Below are 15778 nucleotides of genomic sequence, written 5' to 3'. Positions count from 1 at the left end.
GACACATTCCCTGACGACAATGTGATGAACATCAGAGGAGCGATCAGCCCATGCCGTCCACGGGCCCGTCGACGCCCCCGCCGCCGGTACACCTGCACGTCACAGACGCCATCAAGACACCGAGCCTCATCCGCCTGTCGGACACCATGATCCTGGCCCGGTTCGAGACCCTGAAGGTCTACGCCGCCCTCGGCGCGGTACGGGCCCTGCTGGCGGCGGGGACCGTCCGCCCCGGCGACACCCTCGTCGACAGCTCCAGCGGAATTTACGCCCTCGCGCTGGCCATGGCCTGTCACCGGTACGGACTGCGCTGCCACATCGTCGCCTCGACCACGGTGACCCCGACCATCCGGTCGCAGTTGGAGATCCTCGGCGCCACCGTGCACCAGATGCCCGTCGAGAGCGATCTGCGACTGGACCAGCACCGACGCGTGGCGCGGGTACGGGAGCTCCTGCGCGCCAACCCCGGCATGCACTGGATGCGCCAGTACCACGACCCGGTGCACCGACTCGGCTATGCCGAACTGGCGACACTCGTCCGGGCCGCCGTACCGCAGGTCCCGCTGACCCTCGTCGCCAGCGTCGGCACCGGTGCGTCCAGCGCCGGACTGATTCTGCCGATCCGCGCCCACGACCCGTCGACCCGGCTCGTAGGTGTCCAACCGTTCGGCAGCGTCAGCTTCGGCAGTGAACGGTTTCCGGATCCGGACGCGATCATCGCCGGGATCGGCAGCGCCATCCCTTTCGACAACGTCCACCACGAACTGTACGACCAGGTGCACTGGATCGGCTTTCGCCACGCCATGGCCGGCACCATCGCGCTGATGCGGTCTCATGCGGTCTTCGCCGGCCTCTCCACCGGTGCGGCGTACCTCGCAGCGCGGTGGGAGGCCCGCCGCCACCCGGAACGGGTGCATCTGCTGATCGGAGCCGACACCGGCCATCGGTACGTCGACAAGGTCTTCGCCCGCCACCGCGAAGCCCTCGACATGGAGACGTTGGAGCCGGTGGAGATTGCCTCTCTCGACGAGCTGGCCCCGCCCTGGTCGACCTTGCCGTGGGCGCGACGCGCCCATCCGCCGTCAGCCGGCCAGGACCTGCACCCCGCCGCCGTCACCGGCGGCCCAGGAACAGACCGGCCCGCAACAGACCGGCCCGCGACGGCCGGATGAGCGCAGCTAGGAACCCTGCTGCGGTACGCGGCGTCCCAGCCATCGCCCGACAGTGAGCACCAGCACCGGAAGGACGACACACTGGGCGGCGACGACCAGCCAGAAGCCGGGTAGGAACCCGACTTGTTCGAACGCCCCGTACACGCTGCCCCCGGCGACGCCACTGAGGAACGAACCGACCCCCACCGCGAGCCGTTGCTGGCCGAAGGCCACCGTCGCCGACCTTCTCGACCCCGCCAACGCTTCGAGGTCGTTCTTGAGGAACAACACGGCGCTGCCGGCGCTGATCGCGGCGACCCCGCAGACCACCGCCGGACCGTTGCCAACCGCGAACGCGGCCATCCCGGTCGCCAGGGCACCGAATCCGATGGCCATCGCCGCCGGGTAGCTCATCCTCCCCACCCGCTCGGCGACCAGGGGCTGCACCACCACCAGGCCGAGCGAATAGCCCATCATCGCCGCCCCGAACAACAGGGTCGCCATCCGGCCCTGGGCGTAACTGGAGAGGTACTGGTAGAACTGCATGTGCACGTAGAACGACACGGCGGTGACGACGAACGGCAGCACCGCCACCCCGTGCAGCATCCGCCGGAACGGCTCCACCGGTGGCGCGTCGGCGACCTGCCGCTCCCGGCGGAGAAAGACGTGACCGAGCGCCACACCGGCGTACACCGTCGTCACGGCCGCGAACATCACGGTCGGCCGGTGCACGAACAACGCCCCCACCACCGGCCCCACCGCTATACCGAGGTTGCCTGCGGCGTTGCCTGCCGACACCAGCCGGGGCCGCTGCTCGTCGCCCACCTCGTGCACCAGATAGCTGCGGTACGCCGGCGAGTACAGTGATCCGCCGCCGGAGATGAGCAACAGGCCGGCGACGGTCAGCACCGGGAACCGCTGTCCCGCGAGGAACGCCGCCCCGCCGAGGCTGTACAGCGTGAGGGCCGCCACCAGGGCCCGCTTGAGACCGACCCGCTCGGCCACCGCAGCGGTCGCCGGGGCGCTGGCGAACTGCACCAGGGTCGCCGCCCCGAGCACCACCCCGACCTGCGCCATGCCCACGCCCATGCGTTCCCGCAGCAGCACGGCCAGGTACGGATAGATCGAGAACGAGCCGACGTTGACCAGGAATCCGCCGATCAGCACGGCCCACTGGGCACGGGTGAAGGAACCCCTGCGCAACGCCGACCAGGGGCGGTTGCCCGCAGCCGCGCGGGGGGTGGCCGGTGCGGCCATCAGTCGGCCGGCCCGCCGTCGGATCGGACACCGACCCCGGTCGACGGGTCGACGCCGCCGAAGGCATGCTGGTCGGACGGCAGCACGCCCAGCCCTGGGGCGTCGCCGAGAACGATCCGCCCCTGGTCGAGGCCCAGCCCCCGGAACGGGGGGTCGCGCAGGAGGAACTGGCTGTCGATGTCGATGCGCTCGGCCAGCGGGGCCAGTAGGGCGGCCTGGCTCAGCGCTAGCTCCGACTCGCAGTTGCAGCTGAGCATCACCGACAGGCCCGCCTGGCGGGCGGCCTCCATCACCCGTCGGGTGGCCCGGACCCCGCCGGACTTGGCCAACTTGACCACCACCCCGTCGGCCAGTCCGGCGGCCGCCCGGACACTGTCCACGTCGGTGCAGCCCTCGTCCAGGAAGACCGGCAGCCGGTCGGGCAGCTCACGGTAGCGGCGGTACGCCTCGACCGCGTCTCTCGGGAACGGCTGCTCGACGAGCTGGATGTCGAGGGCACGCAGGGCCGGGGTCAGTTCCTGCGCGGTCCGCAGGTCCCACGCCTCGTTGGGGTCGATCCGCACCGGCAGGTCGGTGACCGCGCGGACGGCGGCCAGCCGGTCGAGGTCCTCGGCGCCGCGCACCTTGATCTTGAACGCGCCGACCGGCGGCGCGTTCGCGACCAGCTCCAGGGTCTGCGCGACGCTGCCGAGCCCGATCGTGTACCCGGTCGGCTCGGGCATGGTGCGCGGTACGCCGTACAACTGCCATGTCGGCACGCCGGCGGACCGGCCCACCCAGTCGTGCACCGCGCCGTCGAGTGCCATCCGCGCGCCGACCGGTCCGTCCCAGTCGGCCACCCGGTCCAGGACCCGGTCCGGATCGGACAGGTCCGGGCCGAGGACGTCTCTGCCGTGTTCGGCGACCGCCGCGACGACCTGCTCGACGGTTTCGCCGTGCGCCCAGGCCGGTGTGCCCTCACCCAGGCCGGTGACGCCGTCGTGGACGACGGCGACGAGGCAGGTGTCCGTCGAGTCGTAGGAGTGCTGTGAACTCCGGAACACCGTCAACAGGCGCAGGGTCATCCGACGGACGTCGAGCTCCATGCGGATCAGCTTGTCACGCACCACGCCGATAATCCACGGTGATCGATCTGGCGTCCGGGTCAGGGACGGCAGAGGATCTCGCCGTGCAGGATGGCGAACCAGCCGTCGGGCGCGTCGGCCCAGCGGAGCCAGCCGGCGGAGAGGCGCTGCAGGTCGGCGGGGGTGGCGGTGCCGGCGGCGAGGATCTGCCGGGCCATCTCGGAGGCGACGATGCGCTCCGACCACATGGTCCCCCACCAGCGGCGGTCCTCGTCGGTGGCGTAGCACCAGGCGGAGGCGCCGGGCGTGACGTCACCGAACCCGGCGGCCCGCGCCCAGGAGAGCAGGCGGCGACCGGCGTCCGGTTCGCCGCCGTTGGCGCGGGCGGTCGCCTGGTAGAGCGCGAGCCATTCGTCGAGCTCGGGTACGGCGGGGTGCCAGGCGAAACGGTCGTAGTCACTGTCGCGGGCCGCGACCACTCCCCCGGGCCGGCAGACGCGGCGCATCTCGGCGAGCGCGCGGACCGGGTCGCCGACGTGCTGGAGGACCTGGTGGGCGTGGACCACGTCGAACGCGTCGTCGGGGAAGGGCAGATCGTGTACGTCGGCCGTGGTGAAGTCGACGGTGGTGACGCCCCGGGCCTGCGCCTCGGCGCGGGACAGGGCGAGCGCTTCGTCGGTGACCTCGGTGGCGGTGACCCGGCCGGGAGCGACGAGCGCGGCGAGGTCCATGGTGATGGTGCCGGGACCGGCGCCGATGTCGAGCAACGCCTGGCCGGGCCGCAGGTGCGGCAGCAGGTACGCGGCCGAGTTCTCGGCGGTACGCCAGCGGTGGGAGCGCAGCACCGACTCGTGATGACCGTGCGTGTATACAGCTGACATGCTCCGACGATAGACCGGCTGTCTCGCAATTCGGGAGCAGCTTCCCACATTATGGCCACCGCGGGATCACGACGGTACGCGGCTCAGCTGACCCGGGGCGGCCGGTTCTCCTGAATCCACCGCTCGACATCGGCGCGAAGCCAAACCTCACCCTGTTTGAGCTTCGCAACCGGCAGCGGGAAGGTTCGAGACCTGGTGATGGTGTACGTGCGTTGACGGGACAGCGGGCCGCCTGGCTGGCCCAGCATCTCGGCTATCTCAGCGCTGCCGACCAGGTCGATGTCCACACTCTCGCAAGTTAGGCTGCAGGCAACCGCACTTGACGGTTGCCCGTAATTGTTTCACCCTGTTGGGTATGACTGGCAGGGGTGACGGCCGACGGGCCGGGGCGTACAACGGGAGAGCCGCCCGGACGGCGGGCATCAACGCGCAGGCCGGCGGGACGGCCCTGCTGCGGCGGCAGGTGGGACGGTGCCTGGCGGCGTTGCGGTACGAGGCCGGGCTGTCCCAGGACGTCGCCGCCGACAAGCTGCGACGCGGCAACAGCACGCTCTGGCGAATCGAGGCCGGCGACCCGCGGGTGCGCTGGACCGAAGCGGACATGTCAGCGATGTGCCGGCTGTACCGGGCCGACGACGAGACCCGGGAACGGCTGCTCGCCCTCGCGGCGGAGATCGACCGCCCCAGCGGCGGGCGCTGGTGGCACGACGGGCTGGCCGGACTGCCGATCGACGCCGACCCGTACCCGGTGTTCGAACAGTCCGCGACGCTCATCCGCTGCTACGGCCAGGCGACGCTGCCGGACCTGCTGCAGACCCCGGGGTACGCCGAGGCGCTGCTGCGCTGCCCGGCCGGTCTCCGCAGCGACGACGACATCGCCGCCCGCCTCGACCAGCTGGCGGCGCGGCAGCGGCACCTGCTGACCCACCCGCATCCGCCGGCGGTGCAGGCGATCGTCGGCGAGGGGGCGCTGCGGCGTACCGTCGGCAACGACGCGACGGCGCGGGCGCAACTCGACCACCTGCGGGCGCTCGCGATCAGGCCGGGGATCTCGGTACGGGTCCTGCCGCTGTCCGGCGGCGCGCACGCCGGCATGACCAACCCGTTCACCCTGCTGCGCTTCGCCGCCGCCACGACGGTCCCCGGACGGCGGCCGGCCGGGTCGGGGCTGGTCCGGCTCGACACCCTGACCGGGACGATGCACCTCGACCAGCCGGCGCACGTCGTTGCGTACGAGCGGGTCTGGTCCGACCTGGCCGCCCGGGCGCAGCCGATACCCGACGGCAACGGGTCGGCAAAGTGACCGAAACCACAGCGGCGTCTACTCCGGGGTGACTCACCAACGGTGAGGCGCACCTAGGGTTCCGCCGCCGCCGGGCAGCCAGGCACGGGCAGCCGGGGACGGGACAGGTCCGAGAGGTGCAGGCGTCGGGCCGCCAGCGTGGCGGGCGGCGTTCCACGGCGGGACAAAATCCCGGGAGGCAGCCGGATGTCTGGCTGTGCCTCAGCCAGGCCCTCATTCGGAGGTGCCCCGTGGGCTTGCACCACCATCATCACCACTATCACCAGCACCGCGACCAGCAGCCCAGCGACCAACCCGAGCTGCACGGCAACTACGGCCCGGAGGCAGCGTACGCGGTCGCCCGCGAGGCCGAACTGCCCACCACCAAGTGGGAAGAGGAGATCGCCCGGGGCCTGGAGTACGGCCTGCCCGGTGCCGATTCGATCGTCGACAAGCGGATCCCGACGTTCTCCCGTGGCGAGCTGCCGCACTTCGCCGGGATCAACACCTTCCTGAAGGCACCGTACGTCGAGGACGTGCGCCGCTGCGGCGAGTACGACGTGGCGGTGCTCGGCGCGCCGTTCGACGGTGGCACGACGTACCGCTCGGGAACCCGGTTCGGGCCGCAGGGTATCCGCAAGATCTCCGCGCTGTACGGGCCGTACTCGTTCGAACTCGGCGTCGACCTGCGCGAGTCGATCACGATCGCCGACCTCGGTGACGTCTTCACCATCCCGGCGAACATCGAGAAGACCTTCGACCAGATCTCCAAGGCGGTCAGCCACGTCTACTCCTCCGGGGCCTTCCCGGTGGTGCTCGGCGGGGACCACTCGATCGGCTACCCGACGGTGCGCGGGGTCGCCGAACACCTCGACGGCAACCTGGGCATCATCCACTTCGACCGGCACGTCGACACCCAGGAGACCGACCTCGACGAGCGGATGCACACCACCCCGTGGTTCCACGCCACCGACATCCCGAACGTGCCGCCGAAGAACCTGGTGCAGATCGGCATCGGCGGCTGGCAGGCGCCCCGCCCCGGGGTCAAGGTCGGCCGGGAACGCGGCACCACGATCATGACGGTCACCGACTGCGTCGAGATGGGCATCGAGGCCGCCGCCGAGAAGGCCCTCGAAGTCGCCTGGGACGGCGCCGAGGCGGTCTGGCTGTCGTTCGACGTGGACTGCCTGGACGCCGCGTTCGTGCCCGGCACCGGCTGGCCCGAACCGGGCGGCTTCCTGCCCCGCGAAGTCCTCAAGTTCATCCAGCTGATCGCCGAACGGCCGTTGGCGGGCATCGAGGTGGTGGAGTGCTCGCCGCCGTACGACAACGCCGAGATCACCTCGCTGATCGCCACCCGGGTCATCTGCGACACCCTCGGCTGTCTGGTCCGCGCCGGGCACCTGCCGCGCCATCGAGCCACTGAGCGCTGAGCCGACGCGGCGCCGATCCCCCGTAGTTTCCCTTCCGCAGGAGGACATAGAGATGCGACGTACCCCCAAATTTTCCCGCCGTTCCACCACCCGGAGGCTGATCGCCGCCGCCTGCGCGACGACGCTGCTGGTGAGCGCCGCCGGCTGCGGCGGTGATGACGGTTCCGCCGACGACGGCGACGGCTCGACCACCGTACGGCTGGGGTTCAGCGCCTGGCCGGGCTGGTTCCCCTGGCAGGTCGCCGAGGAACAGGGTCTGTTCGAGGAGAACGGGGTCGACGTCGAGTTGACCTACTTCGACAGTTACACCGACAGCCTGACCGCGCTGGCCACCGGCAATCTGGACGCCAACAGCCAGACCCTCAACGACACGCTGTCGTCGGTGAGCGGCGGCGCGGCGCAGACCGTGGTGCTGGTCAACGACAACTCGACCGGCAACGACCAGATCATCGCCGCGCCGGGGATCGACTCGGTGGCCGACCTGGCCGGTAAGCGGATCGCGATCGAGGAGGGTACGGTCGACCACTACCTGCTGTTGTTGGCGTTGGCCGAGGCCGGGCTGAGCGCCGACGACGTCGAGATCAGTCCGTTGCTGACCGACGCGGCCGCCGCCGCGTTCCTGGCCGGGCAGGTCGACGCGGTCGGGGCGTTCGCCCCGTTCACCACGACCGCGCTGGGCCGCGAGGGCAGCACCGCGATCGTCACATCGGCGGACTTCCCCGGGGCGATCCCGGACCATCTGGTGTTCGACTCGGAGTTCGTGGCCGACCATCCGGAGCAGGTCCAGGCGGTGGTGGACACCTGGTTCGACACCCTGGACTGGATCGCCGACAACCCGGACGAGGCGGTCGAGATCATGGCGGCGCAGGCCGGGGTCAGCGTCGAGGACTACCGCACGTACGACGCCGGGACGACGATCTTCGACCTGGCCGACAACCAGGCGGCGTTCGAGCCGGGCGACACCCCGGCCAACCTGGACTTCCAGGCCCGCTCGATCGCCGAGTTCCTGGTGGAGACCGGTCTGGTCGACGAGGCACCGCCGCTGGACGGGCTGCTCGACGGACAGTTCGTGGGGGCGGTGTCGCCGTGACCGTCGCCCCGGCCCAGGCGACCGCGAACGGCGGCCCGGACGACACCCACGGGACCGCGACCAGCGATGCGGACGCGGACCGGGCGTCGTGGGGGCCGCTGCCGCGGCGGCGTCCGGCCCGCCCGGTGCCGGCGCTGCTGGCCATCCGTACGCCGATCCCGGCGGCCGGCCGGTGGACGTTGACGGTCGCCTCGATCGTGGTGCCGCTGGCCGCCTGGCAGATCGGCAGCGTGCTGGTCGACGGGCGGCCGGACTTCCTGCCGTCGCCGCTGGAGTCGGTGGCGGCCGGGGTGGAGATGGCCCGGACAGGTCAACTGTGGACCGACACCGCCGCGACCGTCGGCCGGGTGTTGCGCGGTTTCGGCCTGGCGGTGGCGGTGTCGGTGCCGCTCGGCCTGCTGATGGGCAGCTTCCAGGCCGGCCGGGCGGCGTTGGAACCGATGATCGGCCTGCTGCGCTACCTGCCGGCCAGCGCGTTCATCCCGTTGCTGATCATCTGGTTGGGGTTGGGTGAGCCGTCCAAGGTGGCGTTGATCTTCATCGCGACGGTCTTCTTCAACACGCTGATGACCGCCAACGTTGTTCGGACCGTGCCGGCCGGGCTGATCGACGTGTCGTACACCCTCGGTGCCCGACGGTTCGAGGTGCTGCGCAAGGTGATCGTGCCGCATTCGCTGCCCGGCATGATCGACTCTATCCGGGTGAACGCGGCGGCCGCCTGGAACTTCGTAGTGGTCGCCGAGCTGATCAACGCCCAGTCCGGGCTGGGCTACCGGATCGTCCGGTCGCAGCGGTTCAACCAGCTCGACAACATCTTCGCCGTACTGATCGTGATCGCCCTGATCGGGGTGGCGATCGATCTGGCGTTGCGGACCACCCGCGACCGGGTCGGGAGGTGGGCGGTATGACCGCGACCGAAGCCGCCGGCACAGACGCGGGCGCGGTGCCGGCCGCCGACGCACCGCTGGTGCGGCTCGACGGCGTCGGCAAGGACTTCCGGACCGCCGGGGGCGGGTCGCTGCGCGCGCTCGACGGCGTGGATCTGGCGGTACGCCGAGGCGAGTTCGTCTGTCTGGTCGGCGCTTCCGGGTCGGGCAAGTCGACGCTGTTGTCGCTGATCGCCGGGCTGGCCACGCCGAGCCGGGGCACCGTGCTGCTCGACGGCGTGCCGGTCACCGGGCCGGGACCTGACCGGGGGCTGGTGCTGCAGAGCGGCGCCGTCTACCCGTGGCGGACGGTGGAACGCAACGTCGCGTTCGGGTTGGAACTGCTGCCGATCAGCCGGGCCGAACGGGCCCGGCGGGTCGCCTGGTATCTGGCTGAGACCGGGTTGACCGGGCTGCGGCACGCGCTGCCCAAGCAACTGTCCGGCGGGCAGCGCCAACGGGTGGCGATCGCCCGGGCACTGGCCTGCGAGCCACAAGTGCTGCTGCTCGACGAGCCGTTCGGTGCTCTCGACGTGCAGACCAAGGAGGACATGCAGCTGTTCGTCCGCCGGGTGTGGGCCGACACCGGCACCACGGTGGTGATGGTGACCCACGACGTCGAGGAGGCGGCCTTCCTCGGTCAGCGGGTGGTGGTGCTGGCCAGCGACCCGGGTCGGGTCGCCGCCGACCTGCCGGTGGAGTTGCCGCCGGACCGCGACGGGGCGCCCCGGGAGCTGGCGGTCAAACGGCTGCCCGAGTTCCTGGCGCTGCGCGCCGAGGTGGAGGACCAGGTCCGCGCCTACCACCAGCGGCACGCCGCAGCGGCCGGCTCGGACGGCTGACGGGCCGCCCGCTCCGGCGGCGAGCGTTCAACGGCTCACGGTGGCGTCACTGCCAGCGGAAGAAGCGGGCGGCGACCAGCGCGCTGACCACGGTGGCGACGGCCAGGGCGATCAGGTGTCGCGGCTGCGGCGGCTCACCCGCCCAGGCCGCGCCGACCGCCTGCACGGCGGCCCCGAACGGCAGCACCTCACCGACCGTCGCCACCCGGTCCGGCAGGTTCTGCGTCGGCCCGAACAGGCCACCGGTCGCGCCCATCGCGAAGAAGGCTGTCAAGCCGATCGCCACCGAGGCGTTGCCGCTGGGCGCGACCGCCGCCACCAGCATCCCGACGGCGTACATGGCCGCAGCGGCGAGGGCGACGACGGCCACCGTACGGCCGGGGTGCTCCGGTGCCCGCACGCCGAACGCGACGACCGCGACCCCGAGGGCCAGCCCGACGCCGACCGCTGTCTGCAGCAGGCTCGTGACCACCTGCGCGGCGAGGACCATCGCCGGGTGGGCCGGGGTCACCGCCAGCCGGCGCAGCACCCCGGTGCGCCGGTAGTAGGCCAGGAAACTCGGCATGTTCACCACTCCGATGGTGGCGATGATGACGGTGAACACCAGCGGCAGCACGTACACGTCGAGCACGGTGCGGCCGCCGGGCAGGGTCTGACCGCCGGGCACACTCACCGCGTTCATCACCAGGATCAGCAGCGGCAGCCCGATCGGGACGACCAGGCCGGCGGTGTCGCGGACCACCATCCGGCACTCGGCGGCGACCAGCGCGGCCCAGGCGCGCGGTCCGGGCCGGCGGACGACGATCTCCGGCGCGGTCACCACGGCTCCTCCTCGCTGTCGCGTGCGGTGCGCAACGGCTGGCCGGTCAGAGTGAGGAAGGCGTCGTCAAGGGTGGTGCACGGTGCTGCTGTCCCCGTGTCGGCGGCGATGCGCCCGGCCCGCGCGATCAGTCCGGCCGGGCTGTCGAGAGCGATCAGCCGGCCCCGGTCGATCAGCGCGACCCGGTCACAGAGCCGCTCCACCTCCTCCATCAGGTGGCTGACCAGCAGCACCGTCACCCCGTCGTCGCGCAGCTGTCCGACCACCGCCCAGATGCGTCGACGGGCCTGTGGGTCCAGCCCGGTGGAGAGCTCGTCGAGCAACGCCACCCGGGGGTTGCCGACCAGCGCCAAGGCGATCGACAGCCGCTGTTGCTGGCCGCCGGAGAGCTTCTCGAACCGGGTGTCGCGGCGGTCTGCGAGACCCAGCAGGTCGATCAGCTGTGGACCGGGTCCGCGACGCCGGCACCGGGCTGGTGTTCGGCGCGCTGGTCGGTCTCGGGGTGGCGCTGGTGCTGATGGCTCCGGCGTTCGGCTGGACGCAGATCCTGCTGGTGTTCGGCGCGGCGGTCAGCACCTACCTCAACCGGCTTCCGGTGACGGTCACCGTGATCGGGCTCAACACCGTCGTGGCCGCCGTGGCCGCGTATCTCAGCTCGGGCTCGGTCGCCCAGGGGTTGCTCAACGCGCTGCTGTACGCCCTGCTGCAGGTGGGTGTGGTGTTGTCGGTGCGGACGTACCTGCGGGAGTTGGCGACCCGGCGCAAGCTCGCCGAGGCGCACACCGAGTTGCGGGCGGCGACCGCGCTGCTGGCGCAGGCGACCCGGTCGGACGAGCGGCTGCGGATCGCCCGCGAGTTGCACGACCTGATCGGCCACCAGTTGACGGTGCTGACTCTGGAGCTGGAGGTCGCCGCGCACCAGAGCAGCCCGCCGGCGGCCGAGCACGTCACCCGGGCCCGGAAGGTGGCCCGGGACCTGCTGGCCGACGTCCGTGCCACCGTGGGCGAGCTGCGCCGGCACGCCCCTGACCTGCGCGAGGCCCTGCAGCGGATCGTCGCGGAGCTGCCGGAACCGGCCGTGCATCTGCGGGTCGCCGACGGGATCACCGTCGACGAGGAGCGGGTCACCGCGCTGGTCCGCTGCGTGCAGGAGGTGGTGACCAACACCATCCGGCACGCCGACGCGGCCAACCTGTGGATCGAGATCAGCGACGACGGCGGGACGATCCGGCTGTCGGCCTGGGACGACGGCCGGGGTGTCGGTGGCCGGGTGCAGCCGGGCAACGGGCTGATCGGGCTGCGGGAACGGGTCGAGGCGCTCGGCGGACGGGTGTCGTTGGATGGCGGGCGGGGCTTCCGGATCCAGGCCGAGGTGCCGTCGGCATGACCGGTGGCCGTGTAACCGATGACCGCATGCCTGACGGCCGCGTGATCAACGTCTGCGTCGTCGACGATCAGACCCTGGTCCGGCAGGGCATCCGCAGCCTGCTGGAACTGGCCGACGACGTCGTCGTGGTCGCCGAGGCCGACGACGGGCAGACGGCAGTCTCGGCGGTCGAGCGGCACCGCCCGGATGTGGTCCTGCTCGATCTGCGGATGCCGGGCCAGGACGGGATCTGGGCGCTGCGGACGTTACAGGAACGTGGGGTCGACGTACCGGTGCTGGTGTTGACCACGTTCGACGACGACGAACTCGTGCTGCGGGCGTTGCGCGCCGGGGCACGGGGCTACCTGCTCAAGGACGTCACCCTCGAACAGCTGATCGGCGCGGTCCGCACGCTCGCCGCCGGTGGCACGCTGATCCAGCCGGCGATCACCGACCGGCTGCTGCGGGCGGTCGCCGCCGGTGACGTGCCGGTCGCCGTGGACCGCGACGCCCCGCCGATCCAGGAGCTGACCGATCGTGAACGTGAGGTGCTGCGGCTGATCGCGACCGGCTACAGCAACCGGGAGATCGCCGAGGCGCTGTTCCTCGCCGAGGGCACCGTCAAGAACCACGTGTCGGCCGTACTGCTGAAGTTGGGCACCCGCGACCGCACCCGCGCGGTGCTGCGCGCCCTGCACCACGGCCTGCTCGGCTGAGCAGAAAGCGACCCGTTCAGGCCGGGCCGATCAGGTCCCACCGGTTGCCGGCGATGTCGAGGAAGACCACGACCCGGCCGTACGGTTCGGTGCGCGGCGCGGTCACGAACCGCACGTCGTGGTCGGTCATCCGCTGGTACGCGGCGTCGAAGTCGTCGACCCGCAGGAAGAACCCGACCCGGCCGGCGGCCTGGTTGCCGACCGCCGCCCGTTGGGCGTCGCCGTCGGCGCGGGCCAGCAGCAGACCGGTCTCGGCACCGGGCGGGCGCACCACCACCCACCGTTTGGGGCGGCCGTCGTTGGTCGTCGACGGGGAGTCCTCGACCAGTTCGAATCCGAGGACGCTGGTGAAGAACGCGATGGCCGGGTCGTAGTCGTCGACGACGATCGCGGTGAGCGAGATGTGCACGCCCGCAGCGTAGGCCGTCAGGCGTCAGGCGTCAGGCGTTAGGCGTCAGGTGCCGGGGCTGCGGGGGTGCGCAGGCGGGCACCGGGGCCGGGGCGGGGCAGGGCGTCGCGGGGGCCGGCCAGGTCGTGGCCGGCGGCGCAGCGCATGGTCACGCCGACCTCGGCGCCGCAGTCGCGGTGGGTCACGGCCAGCGCCGAGCCGTCAGGGTCGGCGCAGTACCGGTCACCCCACTGCAGCAGGGCGATCAGCACCGGCCACAGGTCGAGACCTTTGCCGGTGAGGCGGTACTCGTAGCGTTGCCGCTCCCCCGGCTCCTGGTACGGGTGCCGACGCAGCAGGCCCTGGTCGACCAGCATGGCGAGCCGGTTGGTCAGCACCTGGCGGGGAACGCCGGTGCGTTCGCGCATCTGGTCGAAACGCCGTACGCCGTTGAAGACCTCGCGGAGCACGACGATGGTCCACCGCTCGCCGAGGATCTCCATGGTGCGGGCGATGGTGCAGTTGTCGATGGACCAGTCGAGTGCGGTAGGTCTCACCGTTACCTCTCAGTGCGCTCTAGTGAGCACACGGTTGGTAGTCCCGCCTTGCGGTGGGACGGTCCCGGTCTGACCGGCGTTGCCGTGCCGGGTTCACGCTTCGCAGCCACCTGCCCGCGTACGCGGGTCTTCTGGTCGGCTCCACGTGCTGCCACCGGGCCACTCCCGGCGGTGTCGTACTCAACGGCCAGGGCGGCCAGGTTACGCGCGGCGTTGTGGTCGCGGTCGATGACCAGGCCGCACGCCGCACAGCGGTACTCACGCTCGGACAGGGCCAGCTTGGTTTTCACCGCGCCGCAGCCCGAGCAGGTTTTCGAGGAGGGGTACCAGCGGTCGGCCACGAGCAGCCTGCCGCCGTTCCATCCGGTCTTGTACGCCAGTTGCCGTCGCAGTTCGGCGAATCCGGCGTCGGTGATGTGCCGGGCGAGCCTGCGGTTGGCCAGCATCCCGGCCACATGGAGGTCTTCGGCCACGACCGTGCCGTGCTCGCGGGTCAGTCGGCTGGTGAGCTTGTGCAGCCCGTCGCGGCGCAGACGAGCGACCCGGGCGTGTGCCCGACCGAGGCGGGCGGATGCGCGCTGCCACCGGTTCGACGGACGCCGGCCGGTACGCCGGTCCGGGCCTTGCCGGCGCGACAGGGTCCGGCCGAGTGCCCGCAGCCGGGACCGCGCGCCGACAAGGTGTCGCGGGTTCGGCACCAGTTCGCCGGTGGACAGCACCGCGAGATGCCGGATACCGACGTCCACACCCACCACCGAGTCCGGTCGGGCCGGGCTGCGTTCTGCGCGCTCGACTTCGACGGTGAACGCGACGTGCCAGCGCCCGCCGTCGCGTCGCACGGTCGCGGACATGATCCGGGCGGTGCCGGCCTCTACCCGGCGGGCGAGTTTGCGCGTGGACTCGTGCACCTTCAGCTGGCCCAGTCGGGGCAGCACCACATGTCTGCGGTCCGGCTCGACGCGGATCGCGCCGGTGGTGAACCGAACGCTCGGCGTCGACCGACGGCGGGACCTGAACCGGGGAAACCCGACCAGACGGCCGGCCCGCGTACCCGAGCGGGAACCGGCCCAGTTGGCCAACCCGCGGGCCAGGGCATCCAGGCCGGTGTTGAACGCCTCCTTGGACACCTCCGGCCACCACGGCGCCACGGCAGGCTTGGCCGCGTTCCACGCCTTACGCAACGCGGGCAACGACCACGACACCGCCGGGGTCAGCCGATCGTCGCCGACACCGTACGAACGCTCGGCAGCCCGCTGGTCCATCACCGCCTTCACCCGCGCGAGCGCCCAGTTGTACGCCACCCGCGCCGCCCCGGCATGCGCCAGCACCGCGCGTTCCTGGCCCGGGGTAAGGTCCAGAGCGAACCGGTACGCCTGAATCGTCTTCACACCGGCCCACCCGCTCCGGTGGCAGCTTCGACAGCCCGACGGGCCCGGTCCGCCGCCCCTCGACGCCCGTACAGGCGAGCACACAACGAGGTGAGGACCTCCGTCACGTCACCGACTAGGTCGCCGTCCACCCCGGCCGGGTCGACAACCAGCAGGCGCCGGCCCTGCGCGGCAAGCGCCGCCTCGACATACTCAGCACCGAAGCGGACGAAACGGTCCCGGTGTTCCACCACGATCGTCGACACAGCCGGGTCACGGAGCAGAGCCAGGAACTTCCCGCGATGCCCGTCCAACCCGGACCCCACCTCAGTTACCACCCGAGACACCGACAGTCGCTGGCTGGTTGCCCACACCGTGACCCGGGCGACCTGCCGATCCAGGTCCGCTGTCTGGTCCGCGGACGACACCCGGGCGTACACCACGACCTGCCCAGCGGCAGTCGTGGCAGCAGCGAGCGGGTCACCGACCATGATCAGGCGGCCGAGCCGGTACGTGGGAACGGGCAGCGTCCCGGCCGCGTACTGCCGACGAGCGGTGATGTACGCGATGCCCTGCGACGCCGCCCACTCCTTCAAGTTCACATCGAACACCATAGCAGCCTCAAGATCACCAAAGAT

Annotated in this window: 18 protein-coding genes; 8 read left to right on the top strand and 10 right to left on the bottom strand. The window is 71.4% G+C overall.

Annotation, left to right across the window (positions count from 1 at the left end):
- The first annotated feature begins 50 nt into the window (after nt 1-50).
- Complete coding sequence (locus tag ACXAHD_RS11780) at nt 51-1172, top strand: pyridoxal-phosphate dependent enzyme (protein ID WP_282230404.1); 1122 nt, start codon at nt 51-53, stop codon at nt 1170-1172.
- A 6-nt stretch (nt 1173-1178) separates the two neighbouring features.
- Here ACXAHD_RS11780 and ACXAHD_RS11775 read toward each other — a convergent pair whose 3' ends face one another.
- The 4 genes from ACXAHD_RS11775 to ACXAHD_RS11760 form a co-directional block, all read right to left on the bottom strand.
- A complete protein-coding gene (locus ACXAHD_RS11775; protein WP_282230403.1) occupies nt 1179-2408 on the bottom strand; it encodes an MFS transporter in 1230 nt (409 codons plus the stop codon).
- Entirely contained in the window at nt 2408-3514 is a 1107-nt protein-coding gene (locus tag ACXAHD_RS11770) for a mandelate racemase/muconate lactonizing enzyme family protein (protein WP_289206580.1), read from the bottom strand. Before ACXAHD_RS11770 ends, ACXAHD_RS11775 begins: the two co-directional genes overlap by 1 nt.
- 38 nt (nt 3515-3552) lie before the next feature.
- Nucleotides 3553-4353: a class I SAM-dependent methyltransferase gene (locus ACXAHD_RS11765; protein ID WP_281554504.1), complete on the bottom strand. Its 801-nt coding sequence runs from the start codon at nt 4351-4353 to the stop codon at nt 3553-3555.
- An 83-nt stretch (nt 4354-4436) separates the two neighbouring features.
- Nucleotides 4437-4640 carry a hypothetical protein gene (locus ACXAHD_RS11760; protein ID WP_348650086.1) on the bottom strand — a complete coding sequence of 68 codons (204 nt, stop codon included), beginning with the start codon at nt 4638-4640 and terminating at the stop codon, nt 4437-4439.
- A gap of 68 nt (nt 4641-4708) precedes the next feature.
- Here ACXAHD_RS11760 and ACXAHD_RS11755 point away from each other — a divergent pair, with 68 nt between their 5' ends.
- The 5 genes from ACXAHD_RS11755 (at nt 4709) to ACXAHD_RS11735 (ending at nt 9926) form a co-directional block, all read left to right on the top strand.
- A complete protein-coding gene (locus tag ACXAHD_RS11755) occupies nt 4709-5656 on the top strand; it encodes a helix-turn-helix domain-containing protein (protein ID WP_281554503.1) in 948 nt (315 codons plus the stop codon).
- Between the two features lie 230 nt (nt 5657-5886).
- Nucleotides 5887-7068 carry an agmatinase family protein gene (locus ACXAHD_RS11750; RefSeq protein WP_289212709.1) on the top strand — a complete coding sequence of 394 codons (1182 nt, stop codon included), beginning with the start codon at nt 5887-5889 and terminating at the stop codon, nt 7066-7068.
- Nucleotides 7069-7120: 52 nt separating this feature from the next.
- Entirely contained in the window at nt 7121-8158 is a 1038-nt protein-coding gene (locus ACXAHD_RS11745) for an ABC transporter substrate-binding protein (RefSeq protein WP_281554501.1), read from the top strand.
- Nucleotides 8155-9066 carry an ABC transporter permease gene (locus ACXAHD_RS11740; RefSeq protein ID WP_281554500.1) on the top strand — a complete coding sequence of 304 codons (912 nt, stop codon included), beginning with the start codon at nt 8155-8157 and terminating at the stop codon, nt 9064-9066. Before ACXAHD_RS11745 ends, ACXAHD_RS11740 begins: the two co-directional genes overlap by 4 nt.
- Nucleotides 9063-9926 (top strand): ABC transporter ATP-binding protein, encoded by an 864-nt coding sequence (locus ACXAHD_RS11735; protein ID WP_475050374.1) that lies wholly within the window; start codon nt 9063-9065, stop codon nt 9924-9926. The genes ACXAHD_RS11740 and ACXAHD_RS11735 overlap by 4 nt, the downstream gene beginning before the upstream one ends.
- A 46-nt stretch (nt 9927-9972) precedes the next feature.
- Here the strand turns inward: ACXAHD_RS11735 and ACXAHD_RS11730 are convergent, their stop codons facing one another.
- Together ACXAHD_RS11730 and ACXAHD_RS11725 are read right to left on the bottom strand one after the other, a co-directional pair.
- Nucleotides 9973-10746: an ABC transporter permease gene (locus tag ACXAHD_RS11730; RefSeq protein WP_475050371.1), complete on the bottom strand. Its 774-nt coding sequence runs from the start codon at nt 10744-10746 to the stop codon at nt 9973-9975.
- The gene (locus ACXAHD_RS11725; RefSeq protein WP_475050405.1) at nt 10743-11174 is read right to left on the bottom strand and encodes an ATP-binding cassette domain-containing protein; all 432 of its coding nucleotides are present in this window, start codon (nt 11172-11174) and stop codon (nt 10743-10745) included. The genes ACXAHD_RS11730 and ACXAHD_RS11725 overlap by 4 nt, the downstream gene beginning before the upstream one ends.
- 14 nt (nt 11175-11188) lie before the next feature.
- On the opposite strand from ACXAHD_RS11725, the gene ACXAHD_RS11720 reads away from it, so the two are divergent.
- Entirely contained in the window at nt 11189-12133 is a 945-nt protein-coding gene (locus ACXAHD_RS11720; RefSeq protein ID WP_475050369.1) for a sensor histidine kinase, read from the top strand.
- A 41-nt stretch (nt 12134-12174) separates the two neighbouring features.
- Complete coding sequence (locus ACXAHD_RS11715; protein ID WP_421372077.1) at nt 12175-12828, top strand: response regulator; 654 nt, start codon at nt 12175-12177, stop codon at nt 12826-12828.
- A 16-nt stretch (nt 12829-12844) separates the two neighbouring features.
- On the opposite strand, the gene ACXAHD_RS11710 is transcribed toward ACXAHD_RS11715, so the two are convergent.
- From ACXAHD_RS11710 to ACXAHD_RS11695, 4 genes are read right to left on the bottom strand one after another with little or no spacing between them, the layout of a single operon-like run.
- Nucleotides 12845-13237, bottom strand: coding sequence for a VOC family protein (locus ACXAHD_RS11710; protein ID WP_475050366.1), 393 nt, complete (start codon nt 13235-13237; stop codon nt 12845-12847).
- A 38-nt stretch (nt 13238-13275) separates the two neighbouring features.
- Entirely contained in the window at nt 13276-13773 is a 498-nt protein-coding gene (locus tag ACXAHD_RS11705) for a winged helix-turn-helix transcriptional regulator (RefSeq protein WP_421362968.1), read from the bottom strand.
- Nucleotides 13774-13775: 2 nt separating this feature from the next.
- A complete protein-coding gene (tnpB, locus tag ACXAHD_RS11700; protein ID WP_475050362.1) occupies nt 13776-15161 on the bottom strand; it encodes an IS607 family element RNA-guided endonuclease TnpB in 1386 nt (461 codons plus the stop codon).
- Nucleotides 15158-15742 (bottom strand): IS607 family transposase, encoded by a 585-nt coding sequence (locus ACXAHD_RS11695; protein ID WP_421362964.1) that lies wholly within the window; start codon nt 15740-15742, stop codon nt 15158-15160. Before ACXAHD_RS11695 ends, tnpB begins: the two co-directional genes overlap by 4 nt.
- Nucleotides 15743-15778 lie beyond the last annotated feature (36 nt).

This window comes from Micromonospora sp. ABR4_055 (assembly GCF_056160425.1).
This window is presented reverse-complemented; position numbering and strand designations above follow the sequence as displayed.

What these genes read in the sequence shown, in the direction of transcription:
- ACXAHD_RS11745 (WP_281554501.1), top strand. Translation starts at nt 7,121, where the DNA reads ATGCGACGTACCCCCAAATTTTCCCGCCGTTCCACCACCCGGAGGCTG.
- ACXAHD_RS11780 (WP_282230404.1), top strand. Translation starts at nt 51, where the DNA reads ATGCCGTCCACGGGCCCGTCGACGCCCCCGCCGCCGGTACACCTGCAC.
- ACXAHD_RS11765 (WP_281554504.1), bottom strand. Translation starts at nt 4,353, where the DNA reads ATGTCAGCTGTATACACGCACGGTCATCACGAGTCGGTGCTGCGCTCC.
- ACXAHD_RS11755 (WP_281554503.1), top strand. Translation starts at nt 4,709, where the DNA reads ATGACTGGCAGGGGTGACGGCCGACGGGCCGGGGCGTACAACGGGAGA.
- ACXAHD_RS11775 (WP_282230403.1), bottom strand. Translation starts at nt 2,408, where the DNA reads ATGGCCGCACCGGCCACCCCCCGCGCGGCTGCGGGCAACCGCCCCTGG.
- ACXAHD_RS11735 (WP_475050374.1), top strand. Translation starts at nt 9,063, where the DNA reads ATGACCGCGACCGAAGCCGCCGGCACAGACGCGGGCGCGGTGCCGGCC.